This window comes from Pseudomonas oryzihabitans (assembly GCF_024652905.1).
GTDB classification, from domain to species: domain Bacteria; phylum Pseudomonadota; class Gammaproteobacteria; order Pseudomonadales; family Pseudomonadaceae; genus Chryseomonas; species Chryseomonas benzopyrenica.
Genome location: NZ_CP102428.1, coordinates 3,109,472 through 3,127,414, shown reverse-complemented (window position 1 = coordinate 3,127,414; position 17,943 = coordinate 3,109,472). Strand labels below are relative to the sequence as shown.

The window sequence follows — 17,943 nt, the reverse complement described above, 5'->3', positions numbered from 1 at the left end:
AGTCGGTCCATCATGCCACAAGAGTCGCCGTGGCCGCGTTGCGCATGCGCAGCGGCCGGCCGAAAGTGCGGTGGTCGAGGCTGTTGACGCCTTTTGCCCGGCAAGATTCATTCGCTCAGGCTATGACGGCGATTGTCCGACGTCTCGTCGCTGCTGGTTGTCGCCACCGCCCGCGCGTAGGACAATGTTCGGCTTTCCCAATCCGTTCGACTGCTTGCGTCCATGGCCTTTCTCGCGCTCGGCATCAATCACAAGACCGCCTCGGTTGAGGTGCGCGAACGCGTGGCTTTCACTCCGGAGCAGACGGTCGAGGCCCTGCGCCAGCTGGAGCAGGCCACCCACAGTCGCGAAGCGGCGATTCTGTCCACCTGCAATCGCAGCGAACTCTACCTGGAACTGGAGCCCAGCTTGGCGGAAGCCGTGCTGGCCTGGCTCGCCCAGTACCACCGGGTACCCCTGGAAGACCTGCGCGCCAGCATCTATCTGCACCAGGACGAGGCCGCGGTCCGCCACATGATGCGGGTGGCCGCGGGGCTGGATTCCATGGTGCTGGGCGAGCCGCAGATCCTCGGTCAGCTCAAGTCGGCCTATGCCGTGGCGCGTGAGGCCGGCACCGTTGGTCCGCTGCTGGGCCGGCTGTTCCAGGCCACCTTCAATACCGCCAAGGCGGTGCGCACCGACACGGCGATCGGCGAAAATCCGGTATCCGTGGCCTTCGCCGCGGTCAGCCTGGCCAAGCAGATCTTCAGCGATCTCAGCCGCAGCCAGGCGCTGCTGATCGGCGCCGGCGAGACCATCACCCTGGTCGCCCGCCATCTCCATGAGCAGGGCGTGCGGCGCATCGTCGTCGCCAACCGCACCCTGGAGCGCGCCAGTCACCTGGCGGAAGAATTCGGCGCCCATACCGTGCTGCTGGCCGACATTCCCGACGAACTGGTCAACAGCGACATCGTCATCAGTTCCACCGCTAGCCAGTTGCCCATCCTCGGCAAGGGCGCGGTGGAGCGGGCGCTCAAGCAGCGCCGGCACAAGCCCATCTTCATGGTCGATATCGCCGTGCCGCGCGACATCGAACCGGAGGTGAGCGAGCTGGAGGACGTCTACCTCTATACGGTGGACGACCTGCACGAGGTGGTGGCGGAAAACCTCAAGAGTCGCCAGGGCGCCGCCCAGGCCGCCGAGAAGCTGGTGCTGGCCGGGGTCGAGGACTTCATGCAGCGGCTGCGCGAGCGCGCTGCGGTGGACGTGGTCCGCGCCTATCGCCAGCAGGGCGAGCAGATCCGCGACGACGAACTGGCTCGCGCCCAGCGCCAGCTGGCCAACGGCGCCGATCCCCAGGAAGCCCTGGCGGCCCTGGCGCGCAGCCTCACCAACAAGCTGATGCACGCACCGAGCGTACAGCTCAAGAAACTATCCGCCGAGGGGCGCATCGATGCGCTGACCCTGGCTCAGGAACTCTTCGCCCTCGACGAGGGTTTGGACAAGACATGAAGACCTCTCTGTTGCACAAGCTCGACGGTCTGCAGGACCGCTTCGAGGAGCTGACCGCGCTGTTGGGCGACGCCGAAGTCATCAGCGACCAGACCCAGTTCCGCGCCTATTCCAAGGAATACGCCGAGCTCGAGCCGGTCAGCCAGGCATTCACCGAGTACCGCAAGGTGCAGGCCGATCTGGAGGGTGCCCAGGCGCTGCTCAAGGATAGCGATCCCGACCTGCGCGAGATGGCCGAGGAAGAGGTCGCCAGCGCCAAGGCGCGGTTGCAGGAGCTGGAAGACGAGCTGCAGCGCATGATGCTGCCGCGCGATCCCAACGACGGTCGCAACGTCTTCCTGGAAATTCGCGCCGGTACCGGTGGCGACGAGGCGGCGATCTTCGCCGGCGACCTGTTCCGCATGTATTCGCGCTATGCCGAACGCCAGGGCTGGCGCCTCGAGGTGCTCTCGGAGAACGAGGGCGAGCACGGCGGCTTCAAGGAAGTCATCGCCCGGGTCGAGGGCGACAACGTCTATGCCAAGCTCAAGTTCGAATCCGGTGCGCACCGGGTGCAGCGGGTCCCGGAGACCGAGTCCCAGGGCCGCATCCATACCTCGGCCTGCACCGTGGCGGTGCTGCCCGAGCCTGACGAGCAGCAGGCCATCGAGATCAATCCGGCCGATCTGCGCGTCGACACCTATCGCTCCTCGGGCGCGGGCGGTCAGCACGTCAACAAGACCGACTCCGCGGTGCGCATCACCCACCTGCCCACCGGCATCGTGGTGGAGTGCCAGGAAGAGCGCTCCCAGCACAAGAACCGCGCCAAGGCCATGGCCTGGCTGTCGGCCAAGCTCAACGACCAGCAGGACGCGGCGGCGCACAAGGAAATGTCCGACACCCGCCGGCTGTTGGTGGGTTCGGGTGATCGCTCCGAGCGCATCCGCACCTACAACTTTCCCCAGGGCCGGGTGACCGATCACCGCATCAACCTGACCCTCTATTCCCTGGGCGAGGTGGTCAACGGTGACGTCCAGCAGATCATCGACCCGCTGCTGCAGGAATACCAGGCTGACCAGCTGGCGGCGCTGGGAGACTGAGCCATGGCCACCATCGGCGCCCTGTTGCGCGAAAGCCAGTTGCCGGATTCGCCCAGCGCTCGTCTCGACGTGGAACTGCTGCTGGCCGCCGCTCTGGACAAGCCGCGCAGCTATCTGCGCACCTGGCCGGAAAAACTGGTGCCACGCGAGGCCCTGGCACGTTTCCAGGCCGATCTCGAGCGGCGCCGGCAGGGCGAGCCGGTGGCCTACATTCTTGGGCAGCAAGGCTTCTGGTCGCTGGACCTGGAAGTGAGCGCCGACACCCTGATCCCGCGGCCCGACACCGAGGTGCTGGTGGAAACCGCCCTGGCGCTGCCGCTGGCCGACGAGGTGCGGGTACTGGATCTGGGCACGGGTACCGGCGCCATCGCCCTGGCCCTGGCCCATGAACGGCCACGCTGGCAGGTCAGCGGCGTGGATCGCATCCCGGCGGCGGTGGCGCTGGCCCAGCGCAATGCCCAGCGCCTGCGTTTGGGCAACGTCACCTTTCAGCCCAGTCACTGGTTCGCCGCCCTCGCCGGGCAGCGCTTCGAGCTGATCGTCAGCAATCCTCCCTATATCGCCGGCAGCGATCGCCATCTCGACGAAGGCGATGTGCGTTTCGAGCCCCGTAGCGCCCTGGTGGCCGGTGCCGATGGCCTGGACGACATCCGCGAGCTGATCGGGGCGGCGCCCGCGCACCTGCAGCCGGGGGGCTGGCTGTGGCTGGAACACGGCTTCGACCAGGCTGCCGCGGTGCGCGAACTGCTGGTCCGCCAGGGTTTCGCCGAGGTCGAGAGTCGCCAGGACCTGGGCGGTCACGCGCGTATCAGTGGAGGCCGCTGGCCATGCTGAGCGACGGCGAACTGCTGCGCTACAGCCGGCAGATCCTGCTGGCCCAGGTGGATATCGCCGGCCAGCTGCGGCTGAAGGACGCCAAGGTGCTCATCGTCGGCCTCGGTGGGCTGGGTTCGCCGGTGGCGCTCTATCTGGCCGCGGCCGGCGTCGGTGAATTGCACCTGGCCGATTTCGACCGGGTCGACCTGAGCAATCTGCAGCGCCAGGTGCTGCACGACGAGAGTCGCATCGGCCAGGGCAAGGTGGATTCCGCCCTGCAACGGCTGGCGACGCTCAATCCCGAGGTACGCCTGGTGCCGTGGCGCGAGGCGCTGGACGCCGACAGTCTGGCGGCGCGCGTCGCCGCGGTGGATCTGGTGCTGGATTGCTCGGACAATTTCACCACCCGGGCGGCGGTGAATGCCGCCTGCGTGGCCCAGGGGCGGCCGCTGGTGAGTGGCGCCGCCATTCGCCTGGAGGGCCAGCTCAGCGTCTTCGATCCGCGCCGCGCCGACAGTCCCTGCTACCACTGCCTCTATGGCGAGGGCAGCGAGGCCGAACTCAGTTGCAGCGAAGCCGGGGTGCTGGGTCCGGTGGTGGGCCTGGTGGGCAGTCTGCAGGCGCTGGAAGCGCTCAAGCTCCTGGCCGGTTTCGGCGAGCCGCTGGTGGGTCGGCTGCTGCTGATGGATGCGGCAGGCAGCCGCTTCCGTGAATTGCGGGTCAAGCGCGATCCGGGTTGCCCGGTGTGCGGCGCCCGCCATGGCTGACGAGGCGCCGATCGGGGTCTTCGACTCAGGCGTCGGCGGCTTGTCGGTGCTGGCCGAGATACGGCAGCTGTTGCCGGCGGAAACCCTGCATTACGTCGCCGACTGCGGCCATATCCCCTATGGCGAAAAAACCCCTGCCTTCATCCGCGAGCGCTGCCAGCTGATCGCGGCGCGGCTGCACGCCCAGGGCGCAAAGGCGCTGGTGGTGGCCTGCAACACCGCCACCGTGGCGGCGGTGGCCGATCTGCGCGAACGCTATCCCCAGTGGCCTATCGTCGGCATGGAGCCTGCGGTTAAGCCGGCGGCCGCGGCTACCCGCAATGGCCGGGTCGGGGTGCTGGCCACCACCGGTACCCTGCAGAGCGCCAAGTTCGCCGCCCTGCTGGACCGCTTCGCCCTGGGCGTCCAGGTGCTGACCCAGCCCTGCCCGGGGCTGGTGGAGCAGGTCGAGCGCGGCGACCTGCAAGGCCCCGAGACCCGGCGTCTGCTGCAGGGCTTTCTCGAACCGCTGTTGGCGGCGGAGTGCGACACCCTGATCCTGGGTTGCACCCATTATCCCTTCCTGCGGCCCCTGCTGGCCGAGCTGGTGCCGCCGGAAGTCATCCTGGTGGATACCGGCGCTGCCGTGGCGCGGCGCTTGCAAAGTCTGCTGGCGGTGGCTGGACGCCTGGCCAGCGGGCCGGCCGGCCCGACGCGCATCTGGACGTCTGGCCCACCCACCGAGCTAGGCGCGGTGCTGCCGCAGCTCTGGCCGGCAGGGGCCGAGGTAAAGGCGTTCGTCTGACTTTTCTGCCCGGGTTTCGCTCGCCAAACGGTCGTCCAGCGACTAGCATCCGACCCTGTAGGTAAAAATGTCCAAGGCTGTGAACACCTTCACGTCTTGATGGTCAATGCTGGCAGTTCGTAAAAACTAGAAACATCCATAAGGGCACTTTCATGAACAACAAATTGCTTTCCCTTGCAGTGGCCGCCGCGCTTTCGCTGGGTGGCATGGCGTCGGCACAGGCTGTGGAAATCACCGGGGCAGTCGGAGCCACCAGCCAGAGCGGCATGACCTATCGCATCGGTGCCGGTTGGAATTGGGACAAGAGCTGGTGGCAGAGCTCTACCGGCCGCCTGACCGGTTACTGGGATGCGGGCTACACCTATTGGGAAGGCGACAACGGGCGCTCTTCCGATCAACATTCGTTGTCCTTCGCCCCGGTATTCGTCTACGAATTCGGCCAGGGTCATGTGAAGCCCTTCGTCGAAGCCGGTATCGGCGTCGCGGTCTTCTCCAGCACCAAGGTCGGCGAGCAGGACCTGGGTTCGGCGTTCAACTTCGAAGACCGCATCGGCCTGGGCCTGAAGATTGGCGACACCCAGCGCGTCGGCATTCGCGCGACCCATTATTCCAACGCGGGCATCAAGCAGCCCAACGATGGCATCGAGTCCTATGCGCTGTTCTACAGCCACACCCTCTGATCCAGGGCTGATATGAAAAAAGCCGGACCTAGTCCGGCTTTTTCGTGTCCGTCTTGCGCGCCATGCCGCGGTAGGTGGCCAGCGCCCGCTGGCGACTTTCGCCAAGGTCCACCAGGGGGGGGAGGTAACGGCCCCCCGGGGTGTGCACGGCCTTGCCCTTGAGCTCGGCCAGTTCCGGTACCCAGGTGCGCACATAGTCGCCGCGGGCATCGATCTTGAGCGCCTGGGTGTGGGGATTGAACACCCGGAAATAGGGCACCGAGTCGGTACCGGTGGAGGCGCTCCACTGCCAGCCACCGTTGTTGGAAGCCAGGTCGCCATCGATGAGATGCTGCATGAACCAGCGCTCGCCTTCGCGCCAGTCGATCAGCAGGTTCTTGCAGAGGAACATGGCGGTCAGCATGCGCATGCGGTTGTGCATCCAGCCGGTCTGCAAGAGCTGGCGCATGGCGGCATCGATGAGGGGGATGCCGGTGCGCCCCTGTTGCCAGGCCGCCAGGCCCTCGGGGTCGTCGCGCCAGGGCAGGGCGGTCAGCGCCCGGTTGAACGGCTGATGCCGCGAAACCCAGGGATAGCCCACCAGCACGTGGCGATAGAATTCGCGCCAGAGCAACTCGGTGATCCAGGTGGCCGCGCCCTGCATACCGCCGCTGAGCAAGCCGTCGTTGGCCCGAACCGCTGCCTGCAGGCACTGCCGTGGCGTCAGCACTCCCGCATTGAGATAGGCCGACAACTGGCTGGTACCGGGTTCTGAGGGGATGTCCCGCGCCTGGTGATAATCGCCCAGATCCTCCTGGATGAAGGCTTCCAGGCGCTGCAGCGCCGCCTCTTCGCCGGCCGGCCACAGCCGTTGCACTTCGGGCGAGGGGGTGACGAAGCCCTCGACCGAGCTGGGCGACTCGTCGGCCTGGAGCGGGCCCTCCCGCTGCTTGCCGGGGGCAGGCAGGGGCGCTGGCAGACCGGTTTCCAGGCGCGCCAGGCAGGTCTTCTTGAATTGGCCGAAGACCTTGAAATAACCCCCGCTCTTGGTCAGTACCGTGCCCGGCGCGAACAGCGTCTGGTCCAGATAGCGATGGGCAGCCAGCCCTGCCGCATCGAAGGCCTCTGCCACGGCGTCATCGCGGGCAGCTTCGTTGACGCCGTATTCGTCGTTGAAGTGCAGGTGTTCGATGCCCAGTTCCCTGGCCAGCTCGAGCAACACCTGGGGTGCCTGCGCCCAGCGCTCGGCGTTGCGGATCAGCAAGGGAATGCCGAGGGACCTGAGCGTCTTGCCCAGGGCGGCGAGATTGCGCAGCCAGAAGTCGACTTTGACCGCGGCCTCGTCGTGCGCCTGCCACTGGGCTGGACTCAGCAGGAACACGGCCACCACCGGCCCCTGCTCGGCGGCGGCGTGGAGAGCGGGGTGATCGAGGGTGCGCAGGTCGGTACGAAACCAGACGAGCTGACTCATGCATGCCGATCCTGACGCAGCAGCCCAGCACTCTGCAGGCGATCGAAAGCCTCGCCCGGACTGCGCGCCGGGGCGGCGTCGGCGGTGAGGGATTCGCCCAGGGCACCCAGGGTCAGGCAGGGGCGGGCATGGCGATTGGCAAAGGTCTGCAGCTGGCGACGCAATTCGCTGTCGGGACGGCTGTCACGGCAGAGGATCAGCGCCCGCGGGTCGAGCTGCTCGACCAGGCGATCGAGATTAGCCGCGGGAATCGACCATTCCACCACTTCGACGGGACAGTCCGTGGCGCTGATCAGCCAGGCGCAGAGCCACAGCGAGACATTCATCGGCGTCTCGTCGAGATTGAGCAGTACCAGCGGCGCACCGCGCAGGCTGTGCTGACTGTGGTAGATCCGCGCGCCCAGCTTGCTGCGCAGCCAGGACTGGAAAAACACCTGTTGCAGGCGACCGTCGTCGGTGGCCTGGCTGAGTCGCTCCAGTTCCCGCAGCAACGGCCACAGCAACTGATCCAGCAGCACCCGCGGCGGATAGAGGGAGGCGGCGCGGTTGTAGGCCTCGTCCAGGATGCGCGAGGCGAGCCGGCCAATGGCGTCCATCATCTCCTGGTGAATGCCCTGCCAGGGCGTATCGCTAGGCACCGCTGCCGGTCGTTGGTCGTCGAGCAGGCCCTTGACCTGGCTGACCGCCACACCGCGGGCGATCCAGGCGAGGATCTGCTGCACCCGAACCACATGGGCCTCGCTGTACAGCCGGTGTCCCTTGGGGGTGCGCTTGGGGACCAGCAGGCCGTAACGCCGCTCCCAGGCCCTCAGGGTCACGGCGTTGACGCCGGTACGCCGGGCGATTTCCCGGATGGGCAGCCAGCCTTCGTGCAAGGCGGACTGATAATCCTGCTCCTCGCCATTCGACGGTGAGGGCAAGGGAATGACGCTAGATGGCATTTCGCAGACTCAGACGTTCAGGGTGCGGTTGGAGATAGGCCTGCTCGTTCACATAACGATCCGGATGCTGGCGGAAGTGGTGCTTGAGCAGCGTCAGGGGCACGACCAGGGGGACGATGCCCTCGTGGTACTGCTCGATCAGCTGCTGCATTTCCTGCTTCTCGCTGTCGCTCAGGACCCGGCGCAGATAACCGAAGAGATGATAGAGCACATTGCAGTGAGTACCACGGGTAGCGCACTTTTTCAGTGCAGCCATCAGGCCGCTGAAATACTCCTGACCCAGCTCGTCCAGATTGCGCTGACCGATGCTGCCGACCAACTGCCCAAGGGCCCGTGCACGATGGGCATCGTGGGCCATGAGCTGGTACTTGTAGCGCGAATGATAGGACAGCAGCGCCCGCGCCGTCAGACCCTGTTGCAGCAGTTGCTGCCAATGGGCATGGGCGAAAACCCGGGTGACGAAGTTTTCCCGCAGTACCGCATCGTTCAGCCGACCGGCCTCTTCGACCGGCAGGTCCGGGCGTAGACGCATGATGGCGGCGGCGAACAGACCGCGGCCGTCGGTTTCACTGCCTTGGCCATTGGCGTGATAGACCTTGACTCTTTCCATGCCGCAAGAGGGCGACTTCTGCATGAAGATGAAGCCGGACAGGTCGGCGAGCTCGCCCGCCATCTTTTCCCCGTAGGCGGTCAGGGCGGCGGTCACGTCCAGGCTGGGATTCAAGGTGCCGACGGCACGCGGCGCCTGGGAATCGCCCACTAGGCGGATGGGTTCGCGCGGCGTACCGAGGCCGATGGCCATCTCCGGGCAGACCCGGACGATATCGAAATGCTCGGCGAAGGTCTGGCTGCAGAGCCGGGATTCCTTGTGTCCACCGTTGTAGCGGACTTCGTCACCCAGCAGGCAGGCACTGATGCCGAGGCGTGGACGGGGCAGGCTGGAAGAGGCGTTGGCAAGCATGGAGATCCCCTGTCGTGTATTTTCTTGTACAAGGATTTATATTTTGTACAAGTTTGGTGCAACTTTCGACAGGGGGCTTCGGCAAAAGATTCGTCTCAGGTTACAGACGGTATGCGCTTCGTCGCTTAGTCCAGACTACCCAGGAGCTGCTGCGCGGCCTCATGACCACTCAACCAGGCACCTTCCACGCGTCCGCTGGAGCACCAGTCGCCACAGACGAAGACGCCCATGTCGGGATCGGCCAGGGCGCCCCATTGGTGGGGTTGCGCGGGTCGCGCATAGAGCCAGCGATGGGCCAGGGTAAAGCTCGGCGCCGGCAGCGGGCAGCCGATCAACTCGGCGAAGGCGCCATGCAGGCGTTCGATCACCTCTTCCTTGGAGGCGTCGAGATGCGCCTTGCTCCAGGCGCTGGTGGCGTGCAGTACCCAGGTGTCCAGGGTGGTGTCGCGTTCGGGCTTGCAGCGATTGCGCGCCAGCCAGTCCAGTTCGCTGTCCTGCACGAAGCAGCCTTCCACCGGGGTTTGCAGGGGCGTGGCGAAGGCCAGGGCCACCGACCAGGTCGGCTCCATGCTGACGCCGGCCACGGTGGCCGCCAGCTTGGGCACGCTGGAGAGCAGCGCCGTGGCCTGAGGCGCCGGCATGGCGATGACGACCTGGGCGAAAGGGCCGTGGGTCTCGCCGCTGGCGTCCAGCAGGTGCCAGTGCTGGGCCCCACGAAAGACCTCGGTGATACGGCAGTCGAAGGTGACCGGCAGGTCGCCCAGCAGATGGCGGGTGATGGCGCTCATGCGCGGTACCCCGACCCAGCGTGGCTGCTCGTCCTGGGACGGGCTCAGGCGCCCGTCGCGATACTGGTAGAGCACTGGATTCCATTCGGCCGCGCAACCGGCCCGCCGCCATTCGTTGAGGGCGTCGATGAAGCGGCGATCGCGAGCGGTGAAATACTGGGCGCCCAGGTCCAGGGCCCCAGCTTCGCTTCTCTTGCTGGCCATGCGGCCGCCGCTGCCGCGGCTCTTGTCGAAGATCTGGACCTGCTGCCCGGCGCGAATCAGCGTCTGGGCTGCGGCAAGTCCGGCTATTCCTGCGCCAACGATGGCGATGGGGGCAGTCATGATGGACCTCGCTTGTCTGACGATTCGCCCTTGTCGAACGTTTGCGCGTGCAAGGGCTCTACGGCTACGACTGGCAACCGTTCTGGATCTTTCGACCCACGACCATACCAAACAATCCTCTTCCCTTCGTTCAGATGCATCCGGGCGGCAGGGCAATACGAGAAGGAAGTGACGACATGCATATCCTGCTGACAGGTGGCACCGGATTGATCGGCCGTGCGCTGTGCCGCCAATGGGCGGCCGCCGGGCACCAACTCACCGTGCTCAGCCGCGACCCGGCACGGGTGGCGCGTGAGTGCGGACCCGACGTGCGCGGCATCGCTCAATTGGAGGCGCTGGGCGACGAGCACCTGGATGCGGTGGTCAATCTGGCCGGCGCGCCCATCGCCGACAAGCCCTGGACCCGCAGTCGCAAGGCCGAACTCTGGCAAAGCCGCATCGGCACCACCGAGCGGCTGATCGAATGGCTGCGTGGGCGCAGCCAGAAGCCCGCGGTGCTGCTGTCGGGCTCGGCCACCGGCTTCTATGGCGACAGCGGCGAGAAGCCGGTGAGCGAAGCGGACAGCCTGGCCGGCGCCGACTTCGCCGGCGAGCTGTGCCTGGCCTGGGAGCAGATCGCCAACGAGGCCGAGCAACTGGGTATCCGCGTGGTCAACCTGCGCACCGGCCTGGTGCTGGCCGCCGACGATGGCTTCCTGTTGCGCCTGTTGCCGCCGTTCCGCTTCGGCCTGGGCGCGCGCCTGGGCAACGGACGCCAATGGATGCCCTGGATTCATTTACAGGATCAAATCGGGGCCATCGATTTTCTTCTCAACCGCAGCGACGCCCAGGGTCCTTATAATCTCTGTGCCCCCGAGCCAGTGCGCAACCGGGACTTCACCGAGGCGCTAGGACGGGCCTTGCGGCGCCCGGCGCGATTGCTGATTCCCGCCTTCGCCCTGCGCCTGATGGGAGAGCTGTCCATCCTCTTGCTGGGTGGTCAGCGCGCCCGGCCCGAGCGTCTGCTCGCTGCCGGCTATGTCTTTCGCTATCCCGAGCTGGATGCGGCCCTGGCCGACCTGCTCGCCGCCAAGGATTCACGATGACTACCAACGCTCTGCTGCTCGCCAACCTGGGTTCGCCCGATTCGCCCCACGTCCCCGACGTGAAGCGCTATCTGAACCAGTTCCTGATGGACCCCTATGTGGTCGATCTGCCCTGGCCACTGCGTCGGCTGCTGGTGTCCCTGGTGCTGATCAAGCGGCCAGCGGCTTCGGCCGAGGCCTATGAGTCGATCTGGTGGGACGATGGCTCACCGCTGATCGTGCTCAGCCGCCGGCTGCAGGAGGCCGTGCGGCCCCTCTGGCGCCATGGTCCGGTGGAGTTGTGCATGAGATACGGCGAGCCCTCGGTGGAGTCGGTGCTCAAGCGCCTGGCCAGCCAGGGCATCCGCGAGGTGACCTATGCGCCGCTCTATCCGCAATTCGCCGACAGCACCACCACCACCGCCATCGTCGAGGCGCGGCGGGTGATCGAGGCCCACCAGCTGCCACTGACGCTGAAGATCCTGCCGCCGTTCTACGATCGCCCGGAGTACCAGGCGGCGCTGGCGGCCAGCGTCGAGCCCTATCTCGAGGAGCCCTACGACCACCTGCTGCTGTCCTTCCATGGCCTGCCCGAGCGGCACATCCGCAAGCTGGTCAAGGATCGCAGCCACGACCTGCGCGCACCCGACAGCAGCAAGGTCACCGCCAAGACGCTGGCCGTCTGCTACCGCAGCCAGTGCCAGCGTACCGCCGAGCTGGTGGCCAAGCGCCTGGGCATTCCCACTGGCAAGTGGTCGGTGTCCTTCCAGTCGCGGCTGGGCAAGGACAAGTGGATCGAGCCCTATACCGAGGCACGGCTGGACGAGCTGGCCAAGGCCGGGGTCAAGCGCCTGCTGGTGATGTGCCCGGCCTTTGTCGCCGACTGCATCGAGACGCTGGAAGAGATCGGTGATCGTGGGCGCGAGCAGTTCATCGAAGCCGGTGGCCGGGAGCTGGTGCTGATTCCCTGCGTCAACGACGACCCGGCCTGGGCCCGGGCGCTGGTGGAACTGTGCGAAGAGGTGGCGGAACTGCCGCCGCAGCCCATCGAACAACCCAGGATGCCGGCGTAACGGCATCCTGGGCTGGCCGTCAGAGCAGCGGACGCTCTGGCGGTTCGGCATCCTTCTTCCAGGCGTTGTGCCCGGGCAGGACCAGGTTGAGGCCGATGGCGATCAGGCCGCAGAGGGAGATGCCCTTGAGGCCGATCTCGCCGTTGCCGAAGACGATGCCGCCGATGCCGAACACCAGGGTCACCGAGACGATCACCAGGTTGCGCGCCTCGGACAGGTCCACCTGATGGCGGATCAAGATGTTCAGGCCCACCACCGCGATGGAGCCGAACAGCAGGCAGAGGATGCCGCCCATGACCGGCACCGGGATGGTCTGCAGCGCCGCGCCGAACTTGCCGACGAACGCCAGCACCATGGCGAAGCCCGCCGCCCACAGCATGACCCGCGGATTGTGGTTCTTGGTCAGCATCACCGCGCCGGTCACCTCGGCGTAGGTGGTGTTGGGCGGCCCGCCGAACAGCCCGGCGGAGGAGGTGGCCAGGCCATCGCCCAGCAGGGTGCGGTGCAGACCGGGCTGCTTGAGGTAGTTCTTGCCGGTCACTCCGCCCACCGCGATCACCCCGCCGACATGCTCGATGGCCGGCGCCAGGGCCACCGGCACCATGAACAGGATGGCGCCCCAGTGGAATTCCGGCGCGACGAAGGCCGGGATCGCCAGCCAGGGCGCGGCGGCTATCCCCTCGGTATGGACGATGCCGAAGACGAAGGCCAGCGCGTAGCCGACGAAGACGCCCGCCAGAATGGGCACCAGGCGGAACATGCCCTTGCCGTAGATGGCCACCAGCAGGGTGGTGACCAGCGCCGGCATGGAGATCAGCATCGCCGTGGCATAGGGCACCAGCTGGGCGCTGCCGTCACCAGCCTTGCCCATGGCCATGTTGGCCGCCACCGGCGACAGACCCAGGCCGATGGAGATGATCACCGGGGCGATCACCACCGGCGGCAGCAGGCGGTCGATGAAGCCCACGCCGCGCACCTTCACCGCCAGGCCGAGGAAGGTGTAGACAAAGCCGGCCGCCACTACCCCGCCCAGTACCGCCGGCAGGCCGAATTCCGCCTTGGCGGCGATGATCGGGGCGATGAAGGCGAAGCTCGATGCCAGGAACACCGGTACCTGGCGGCCGGTGACCAGATGGAACAGCAGGGTGCCGAAGCCTGCGGTGAAGAGGGCCACATTGGGGTCCATGCCGGTGATCAGCGGCATCAGCACCAGGGCGCCAAAGGCCACGAAGAGCATCTGGGCGCCCACCACGATCTCCCGCCAGAGCGGTTCCCGCGCGGTCACGCTCAGGCGTCCTTCTGCTTGGTGCCGAAGATCTTGTCACCGGCATCGCCCAGCCCCGGCAGGATGTAGCCGTGCTCGTTGAGGCGCTCGTCGATGGAGGCGGTGTAGAGGCGCACGTCCGGATGGGCTTCCTCGACCGCGGCGATGCCTTCGGGCGCCGCCACCAGCACCAAGGCGCGGATTTCCTTGGCCCCGGCCTTCTTCAGCAGGTCGATGGTGGCGATCATGGAGCCGCCGGTGGCCAGCATGGGATCGATGATCATGGCCATCCGCTGGTCCAGTTCACCCACCAGCTTTTCCAGGTAGGTGTGGGCCTGCAGGGTGGATTCGTTGCGGGCGAGGCCGACCACGCTGACCCGGGCGCTGGGGATCAGGCTGAGCACGCCGTCGAGCATGCCGATGCCGGCGCGCAGGATGGGCACCACGGTGACCTTCTTGCCGGAGATCTTTTCCACCTTGACGGTGCCGCACCAGCCCTCGATGTCCACCTCTTCCACCGGCAGGTCTTTGGTCGCCTCGTAGGTGAGCAGGGCGCCGACTTCCTGGGCCAGTTCGCGAAAGTTCTTGGTGCTGATGTCGGCGCGCCGCATCAGGCCGAGCTTGTGACGGATGAGCGGATGGCGGATTTCGTGAACGGGCATGGGATTCTCCAGAGACGGTAGGGCAGCGGATCGAGGACGGTTTCGGTACGACCGGCGGCCCGAAGGCCTGCCGCAGGAAGGGCAGGCGCACAAAAAAACCGCGGTACATTAAAGCATCCGACTCGAGGTGGGCAGTACCCTGCGACAATAGTAGCCGCCTGGCGGCGCTTGAGATCGGTCCGCGGTGTCTGTACCTTTGCCGCCTTTTATCCGCGCCAACCATCAGGCCGGCGCCCCGTCCCCCGGAGAAGCCCCATGTCCGCCGATCTCGCCCACATCCGCCAGGTCATGCAGGAAGCCGACTGCCTGTATGACGAAGCCCAGGTCGAAGCGGCCATCGACCGGCTCGCCGCATCCATCACCGCCGATCTCGCCGAGCGTAATCCGGTGGTCTTCTGCGTCATGAACGGCGGCTTGATCCTGACCGGCAAGCTGGCCACCCGGCTGAATTTTCCGCTGGAGATGTCCTATCTGCACGCTACCCGCTATCGCAACGAGACCACCGGCGGCGAGCTGTTCTGGAAGGCCAAGCCCGAGGTGTCCTTCATCGATCGCGACGTGCTGATCGTCGACGACATCTTCGACGAGGGCCACACCCTCAAGGCCATCATCGACTTCTGCCGCCACGCCGGTGCTCGCGAGGTCCATACCGCCGTGTTGATCGACAAGACCCACGACCGCAAGGTCAAGGGCCTGGAGGCCACCTACGTCGGCCTGCCCTGCATCGATCGCTACATCTTCGGCTACGGCATGGACTACAAGGGCTACTGGCGCAACGCACCCGGCATCTATGCCGTGAAGGGGCTGTGACCGCGCGGCTGTTCGATCAGGCGCTGTTCGCCGACCTGCTCCGGCAGGCGGCGGCCAGCCCGCGACGGCGCGCCCATCACAACCTGCACAGCATGGATGAGCCCTGCCATCGCCTGGTGGTGGGGATGTGCGAAGACAGCTACATACCGCCCCACCGCCATCTGGATCCGCGTAAGGCCGAGAGTCTGCTGGTGCTGCAGGGCCGGCTGGGGCTGCTGACCTTCAGCGACGAGGGGCAGGTGCTGGTGCGCCGCGAATTGTCCCAGCGCGCCGGTTGCCCGGGCGTCGATCTCGCCCCCGGGCACTACCATGCGCTGGTGGCCCTGGACGGCGACTGCCTGTTCTTCGAATGCAAGGCCGGGCCCTTCGTGCCGCTGGGCGAGGGTGAACGACCGGCCTGGGCCCCGCTGGAGGGTGCACCCGACGCCAAGCGCTATCGCAGCTGGATGCGCGCTCAATTCGATTGAACTTTCGACCAGGGTCGCGGTATCACCACGGTTTGTCACTGGCGGGCAGGCGAGGGGCAGGGTTAGAATCGGTCCTCCTTTTCTCCAAAGAATCCCCCAGCACAGGTAGCCAAAGGATGCGCAAGGATAAAAAGCAGGTCATCGGTGAAGCGATCAGCGACGAGCAGATCAGGCTGTTCCTCGATGTCGAACCGGCGGACGATACCCCCGCGTCTCTGCACAAGCTGGTCAAGGCCTATCGCGGCCTGCGTCCGGACGATTTCGAGCGCTTCGTCGGCTTCTTCGTCGAGGCCGGCTACGACCTGGATGCCCGCAACGACCAGGGCGAGGACTTCATCGAACTGATCCGCAGCCATCGTCAGGCCGAGCCCTACATTGACGCCCTGCGCGCCGCCCACGCCTAAATGGCCGCATAAAAAAACCCCGCCATGGCGGCGTTTTTTTTGCCTGGTGAACGGGCCGCCTGAGCGGCCCGTCGGCCATCAGGCGTCGCGGTTGCGGGTCAGCAGCGCGGGCTTCTCGCTGCGCGGCCGGCTTGGCATCTCTTCCAGCTGCTCCAGGGTCGGCAGGCGATCGGCACGCGACGGCTTGTGCACGATCTTCGGCTGCGGCTTGTTCGACGCCCGCTCTTCCGTGGCATAGGCGCGTGGCTCGCTGGGCGCGGCTTCATAGGGCCGGGCGGCACGGGGCTGGCCGTTCTGACCACGACGCTTGCCGGGCTGCTGCTGTTGCTGGCTGCGCGGACCGCGGGCAGCGCCCTGGCCCTGACCCTGACGGGGCTGACCCTGGCCGCCGGTCGTGGCGGCGCGCGGCGCGTTGCCGCCGTTGCCACTGCGCGGACCCTTGCGGCCCTTGCCCTGGTAGGGGCTCACGTAGTCGACGCTGTTGCCGAAGTTGTCGTAGGCGTCATCCAGAAATTCTTCCGGATCACGATTGCGCGGCTGCTGCACAACGGCCTGGCCGGGTTGCGCATTGGCCTGACCGGCGTCATCGCGATCGCGGCGGTCGCGACGATTGCGGGAACGACCCTTACGCTCGCCCTGGGGCTGGGCGCCGGACTGCTCGCTACCGGCGGCCTTGCCCTGGTTCTGGCCCTGATTCTGGCCTTTGCCTTCGCTGCGCGCCGGCTTGTCGGCCTTCTTCTGACGATTCTGCTGCGGCTTGCCACGGGGTTCGCGCGGGGCGCGCACTTCCGGCTGCTCGGGCGGCACGGACTGCGGATCGAAGCCCTGCATGTCGCCATCCGGAATGCTCTGCTTGGTCAGGCGCTCGATGGCCTTGAGCAGCTTCTCTTCGTCCGGCGCCACCAGCGAGATGGCTTCGCCACTGCGACCGGCCCGGCCGGTACGGCCGATGCGGTGCACATAGTCTTCCTCGACATTGGGCAGCTCGAAGTTGACCACGTGGGGCAACTGGTCGATGTCCAGGCCGCGGGCGGCGATGTCGGTGGCGACGAGGACGCGAACCTCGTTGCTCTTGAAGTCGGCCAGGGCCTTGGTGCGGGCATTCTGGCTCTTGTTGCCATGGATCGGCGCGGCCGGCAGGCCATGCTTGTTCAGGTATTCGGCGAGACGGTTGGCGCCGTGCTTGGTGCGGGTGAACACCAGCACCTGTTCCCAGGCACCCAGGGTGATCAGGTGGGCGAGCAGGGCGCGCTTCTGGTTGGCCGGAATGCGGAACAGCCGCTGTTCGATGCGCTCGACGGTGGTGTTCGGCGGGGTGACCTCGATCCGCTCGGGATCCTGCAGCAACTTGCCGGCGAGGTCGGTGATGTCCTTGGAGAAGGTGGCCGAGAACAGCAGATTCTGGCGCTGCGCCGGCAGGCGGGCCAGGACCTTCTTCACGTCATGGATGAAGCCCATGTCGAGCATGCGGTCGGCTTCGTCCAGCACCAACACCTCGACGGCGGACAGATCGACGCTTTGCTGGCCGGCGAGGTCCAGCAGCCGACCCGGGCAGGCGACGAGGACATCGACACCCTTGGCCAGGGCGGTGACCTGCGGCTTGAGGCCGACGCCACCGAAGACGCAGGCGCTGCGCATGGGCAGGTCGCGGGCATAGACCTTGAAGCTGTCGTGCACCTGAGCCGCCAGTTCGCGGGTCGGCGTCAGTACCAGCACGCGGGGCTGCTTGGCCACATAGTGGTGACCATCGGGATGACCGTTGGGGAACAGGCGCTCGAGCACCGGCAGCGCGAAGCCGCCGGTCTTGCCGGTGCCGGTCTGGGCAGCCACCATCAGATCGCGACCCTGCAGGACGGCCGGAATGGCGCGTTGCTGAACAGGCGTGGGATTTGTGTAGCCAGCGTCTTCCACGGCGCGGGCAAGGGCCTCGGAGAGACCGAGGGAAATGAAGGACATGCGGGGTTCCTGTCTCTGTCGGCGTCCCGCCGACGTGGGGGCGCGGTTGCGCTGCCGGTTGATGTCCGAAAGGTTTCGGACGTCTCGCCCACCCTCATCATCCTGCGCTGGATGAAGAGTCGGGCGATGACCGGTAGCGGTAATCACGATTGGGCGAAGTCG

The 17,943-nt window shown here is 66.5% G+C and carries 18 protein-coding genes; 11 read left to right on the top strand and 7 right to left on the bottom strand.

Annotated elements, in window-relative coordinates; all coding sequences use genetic code 11:
- The first annotated feature begins 222 nt into the window (after positions 1-222).
- The 6 genes from hemA to NRG74_RS14425 all read left to right on the top strand — a co-directional run bounded on the left by hemA (position 223) and on the right by NRG74_RS14425 (position 5,617).
- Complete coding sequence (gene hemA / locus NRG74_RS14450) at positions 223-1,491, top strand: glutamyl-tRNA reductase (protein WP_017641085.1); 1,269 nt, start codon at positions 223-225, stop codon at positions 1,489-1,491.
- The gene (prfA, locus tag NRG74_RS14445; RefSeq protein ID WP_017641084.1) at positions 1,488-2,570 is read left to right on the top strand and encodes a peptide chain release factor 1; all 1,083 of its coding nucleotides are present in this window, start codon (positions 1,488-1,490) and stop codon (positions 2,568-2,570) included. The genes hemA and prfA overlap by 4 nt, the downstream gene beginning before the upstream one ends.
- Positions 2,571-2,573: 3 nt before the next feature.
- Entirely contained in the window at positions 2,574-3,404 is an 831-nt protein-coding gene (gene prmC, locus NRG74_RS14440) for a peptide chain release factor N(5)-glutamine methyltransferase (RefSeq protein WP_017641083.1), read from the top strand.
- Positions 3,398-4,153: a molybdopterin-synthase adenylyltransferase MoeB gene (locus NRG74_RS14435; RefSeq protein WP_257704640.1), complete on the top strand. Its 756-nt coding sequence runs from the start codon at positions 3,398-3,400 to the stop codon at positions 4,151-4,153. The genes prmC and NRG74_RS14435 overlap by 7 nt, the downstream gene beginning before the upstream one ends.
- A complete protein-coding gene (murI, locus tag NRG74_RS14430) occupies positions 4,146-4,937 on the top strand; it encodes a glutamate racemase (RefSeq protein WP_017641081.1) in 792 nt (263 codons plus the stop codon). Before NRG74_RS14435 ends, murI begins: the two co-directional genes overlap by 8 nt.
- Before the next feature lie 152 nt (positions 4,938-5,089).
- Positions 5,090-5,617, top strand: coding sequence for an acyloxyacyl hydrolase (locus tag NRG74_RS14425; protein WP_017641080.1), 528 nt, complete (start codon positions 5,090-5,092; stop codon positions 5,615-5,617).
- A gap of 28 nt (positions 5,618-5,645) precedes the next feature.
- Here NRG74_RS14425 and NRG74_RS14420 read toward each other — a convergent pair whose 3' ends face one another.
- The 4 genes from NRG74_RS14420 to NRG74_RS14405 all read right to left on the bottom strand — a co-directional run bounded on the left by NRG74_RS14420 (position 5,646) and on the right by NRG74_RS14405 (position 10,081).
- On the bottom strand, positions 5,646-7,067 hold the full coding sequence (locus tag NRG74_RS14420; protein ID WP_257704639.1) for a cryptochrome/photolyase family protein: 1,422 nt from the start codon (positions 7,065-7,067) through the stop codon (positions 5,646-5,648).
- Positions 7,064-7,987, bottom strand: coding sequence for a MerR family transcriptional regulator (locus NRG74_RS14415; protein ID WP_064309298.1), 924 nt, complete (start codon positions 7,985-7,987; stop codon positions 7,064-7,066). The genes NRG74_RS14420 and NRG74_RS14415 overlap by 4 nt, the downstream gene beginning before the upstream one ends.
- A 10-nt stretch (positions 7,988-7,997) precedes the next feature.
- Positions 7,998-8,969 carry a YbgA family protein gene (locus tag NRG74_RS14410; protein WP_257704638.1) on the bottom strand — a complete coding sequence of 324 codons (972 nt, stop codon included), beginning with the start codon at positions 8,967-8,969 and terminating at the stop codon, positions 7,998-8,000.
- 125 nt (positions 8,970-9,094) lie between these two features.
- Entirely contained in the window at positions 9,095-10,081 is a 987-nt protein-coding gene (locus tag NRG74_RS14405) for an NAD(P)/FAD-dependent oxidoreductase (protein WP_068385003.1), read from the bottom strand.
- Between the two features lie 176 nt (positions 10,082-10,257).
- Here NRG74_RS14405 and NRG74_RS14400 point away from each other — a divergent pair, with 176 nt between their 5' ends.
- Positions 10,258-11,166, top strand: coding sequence for a TIGR01777 family oxidoreductase (locus NRG74_RS14400; RefSeq protein WP_068385000.1), 909 nt, complete (start codon positions 10,258-10,260; stop codon positions 11,164-11,166).
- A complete protein-coding gene (locus NRG74_RS14395; protein ID WP_257704637.1) occupies positions 11,163-12,218 on the top strand; it encodes a ferrochelatase in 1,056 nt (351 codons plus the stop codon). Before NRG74_RS14400 ends, NRG74_RS14395 begins: the two co-directional genes overlap by 4 nt.
- Positions 12,219-12,237: 19 nt before the next feature.
- Here the strand turns inward: NRG74_RS14395 and NRG74_RS14390 are convergent, their stop codons facing one another.
- Both NRG74_RS14390 and upp read right to left on the bottom strand, forming a co-directional pair.
- Complete coding sequence (locus tag NRG74_RS14390; RefSeq protein ID WP_231357085.1) at positions 12,238-13,455, bottom strand: uracil-xanthine permease family protein; 1,218 nt, start codon at positions 13,453-13,455, stop codon at positions 12,238-12,240.
- A 50-nt stretch (positions 13,456-13,505) separates the two neighbouring features.
- Positions 13,506-14,144, bottom strand: a complete 639-nt coding sequence (gene upp, locus NRG74_RS14385; RefSeq protein ID WP_017641072.1) for a uracil phosphoribosyltransferase — start codon at positions 14,142-14,144, stop codon at positions 13,506-13,508.
- 255 nt (positions 14,145-14,399) lie between these two features.
- Here upp and NRG74_RS14380 point away from each other — a divergent pair, with 255 nt between their 5' ends.
- From NRG74_RS14380 to NRG74_RS14370, 3 genes are all read left to right on the top strand, one after another.
- Positions 14,400-14,954 carry a hypoxanthine-guanine phosphoribosyltransferase gene (locus tag NRG74_RS14380; RefSeq protein ID WP_017641071.1) on the top strand — a complete coding sequence of 185 codons (555 nt, stop codon included), beginning with the start codon at positions 14,400-14,402 and terminating at the stop codon, positions 14,952-14,954.
- The gene (locus tag NRG74_RS14375) at positions 14,951-15,421 is read left to right on the top strand and encodes a WbuC family cupin fold metalloprotein (protein WP_173150299.1); all 471 of its coding nucleotides are present in this window, start codon (positions 14,951-14,953) and stop codon (positions 15,419-15,421) included. The genes NRG74_RS14380 and NRG74_RS14375 overlap by 4 nt, the downstream gene beginning before the upstream one ends.
- Before the next feature lie 116 nt (positions 15,422-15,537).
- Complete coding sequence (locus NRG74_RS14370; RefSeq protein WP_017641069.1) at positions 15,538-15,825, top strand: PA4642 family protein; 288 nt, start codon at positions 15,538-15,540, stop codon at positions 15,823-15,825.
- Positions 15,826-15,903: 78 nt separating this feature from the next.
- Here the strand turns inward: NRG74_RS14370 and NRG74_RS14365 are convergent, their stop codons facing one another.
- Positions 15,904-17,781 (bottom strand): DEAD/DEAH box helicase, encoded by a 1,878-nt coding sequence (locus tag NRG74_RS14365; RefSeq protein WP_017641068.1) that lies wholly within the window; start codon positions 17,779-17,781, stop codon positions 15,904-15,906.
- Positions 17,782-17,943 lie beyond the last annotated feature (162 nt).

Coding starts and splice junctions, on each gene's coding strand:
- hemA (WP_017641085.1), top strand. CDS start 223: ATGGCCTTTCTCGCGCTCGGCATCAATCACAAGACCGCCTCGGTTGAG.
- prfA (WP_017641084.1), top strand. CDS start 1,488: ATGAAGACCTCTCTGTTGCACAAGCTCGACGGTCTGCAGGACCGCTTC.
- prmC (WP_017641083.1), top strand. CDS start 2,574: ATGGCCACCATCGGCGCCCTGTTGCGCGAAAGCCAGTTGCCGGATTCG.
- NRG74_RS14435 (WP_257704640.1), top strand. CDS start 3,398: ATGCTGAGCGACGGCGAACTGCTGCGCTACAGCCGGCAGATCCTGCTG.
- murI (WP_017641081.1), top strand. CDS start 4,146: ATGGCTGACGAGGCGCCGATCGGGGTCTTCGACTCAGGCGTCGGCGGC.
- NRG74_RS14425 (WP_017641080.1), top strand. CDS start 5,090: ATGAACAACAAATTGCTTTCCCTTGCAGTGGCCGCCGCGCTTTCGCTG.
- NRG74_RS14420 (WP_257704639.1), bottom strand. CDS start 7,067: ATGAGTCAGCTCGTCTGGTTTCGTACCGACCTGCGCACCCTCGATCAC.
- NRG74_RS14410 (WP_257704638.1), bottom strand. CDS start 8,969: ATGCTTGCCAACGCCTCTTCCAGCCTGCCCCGTCCACGCCTCGGCATC.
- NRG74_RS14405 (WP_068385003.1), bottom strand. CDS start 10,081: ATGACTGCCCCCATCGCCATCGTTGGCGCAGGAATAGCCGGACTTGCC.
- NRG74_RS14400 (WP_068385000.1), top strand. CDS start 10,258: ATGCATATCCTGCTGACAGGTGGCACCGGATTGATCGGCCGTGCGCTG.
- NRG74_RS14395 (WP_257704637.1), top strand. CDS start 11,163: ATGACTACCAACGCTCTGCTGCTCGCCAACCTGGGTTCGCCCGATTCG.
- NRG74_RS14390 (WP_231357085.1), bottom strand. CDS start 13,455: ATGCTCTTCGTGGCCTTTGGCGCCCTGGTGCTGATGCCGCTGATCACC.
- upp (WP_017641072.1), bottom strand. CDS start 14,144: ATGCCCGTTCACGAAATCCGCCATCCGCTCATCCGTCACAAGCTCGGC.
- NRG74_RS14380 (WP_017641071.1), top strand. CDS start 14,400: ATGTCCGCCGATCTCGCCCACATCCGCCAGGTCATGCAGGAAGCCGAC.
- NRG74_RS14370 (WP_017641069.1), top strand. CDS start 15,538: ATGCGCAAGGATAAAAAGCAGGTCATCGGTGAAGCGATCAGCGACGAG.
- NRG74_RS14365 (WP_017641068.1), bottom strand. CDS start 17,781: ATGTCCTTCATTTCCCTCGGTCTCTCCGAGGCCCTTGCCCGCGCCGTG.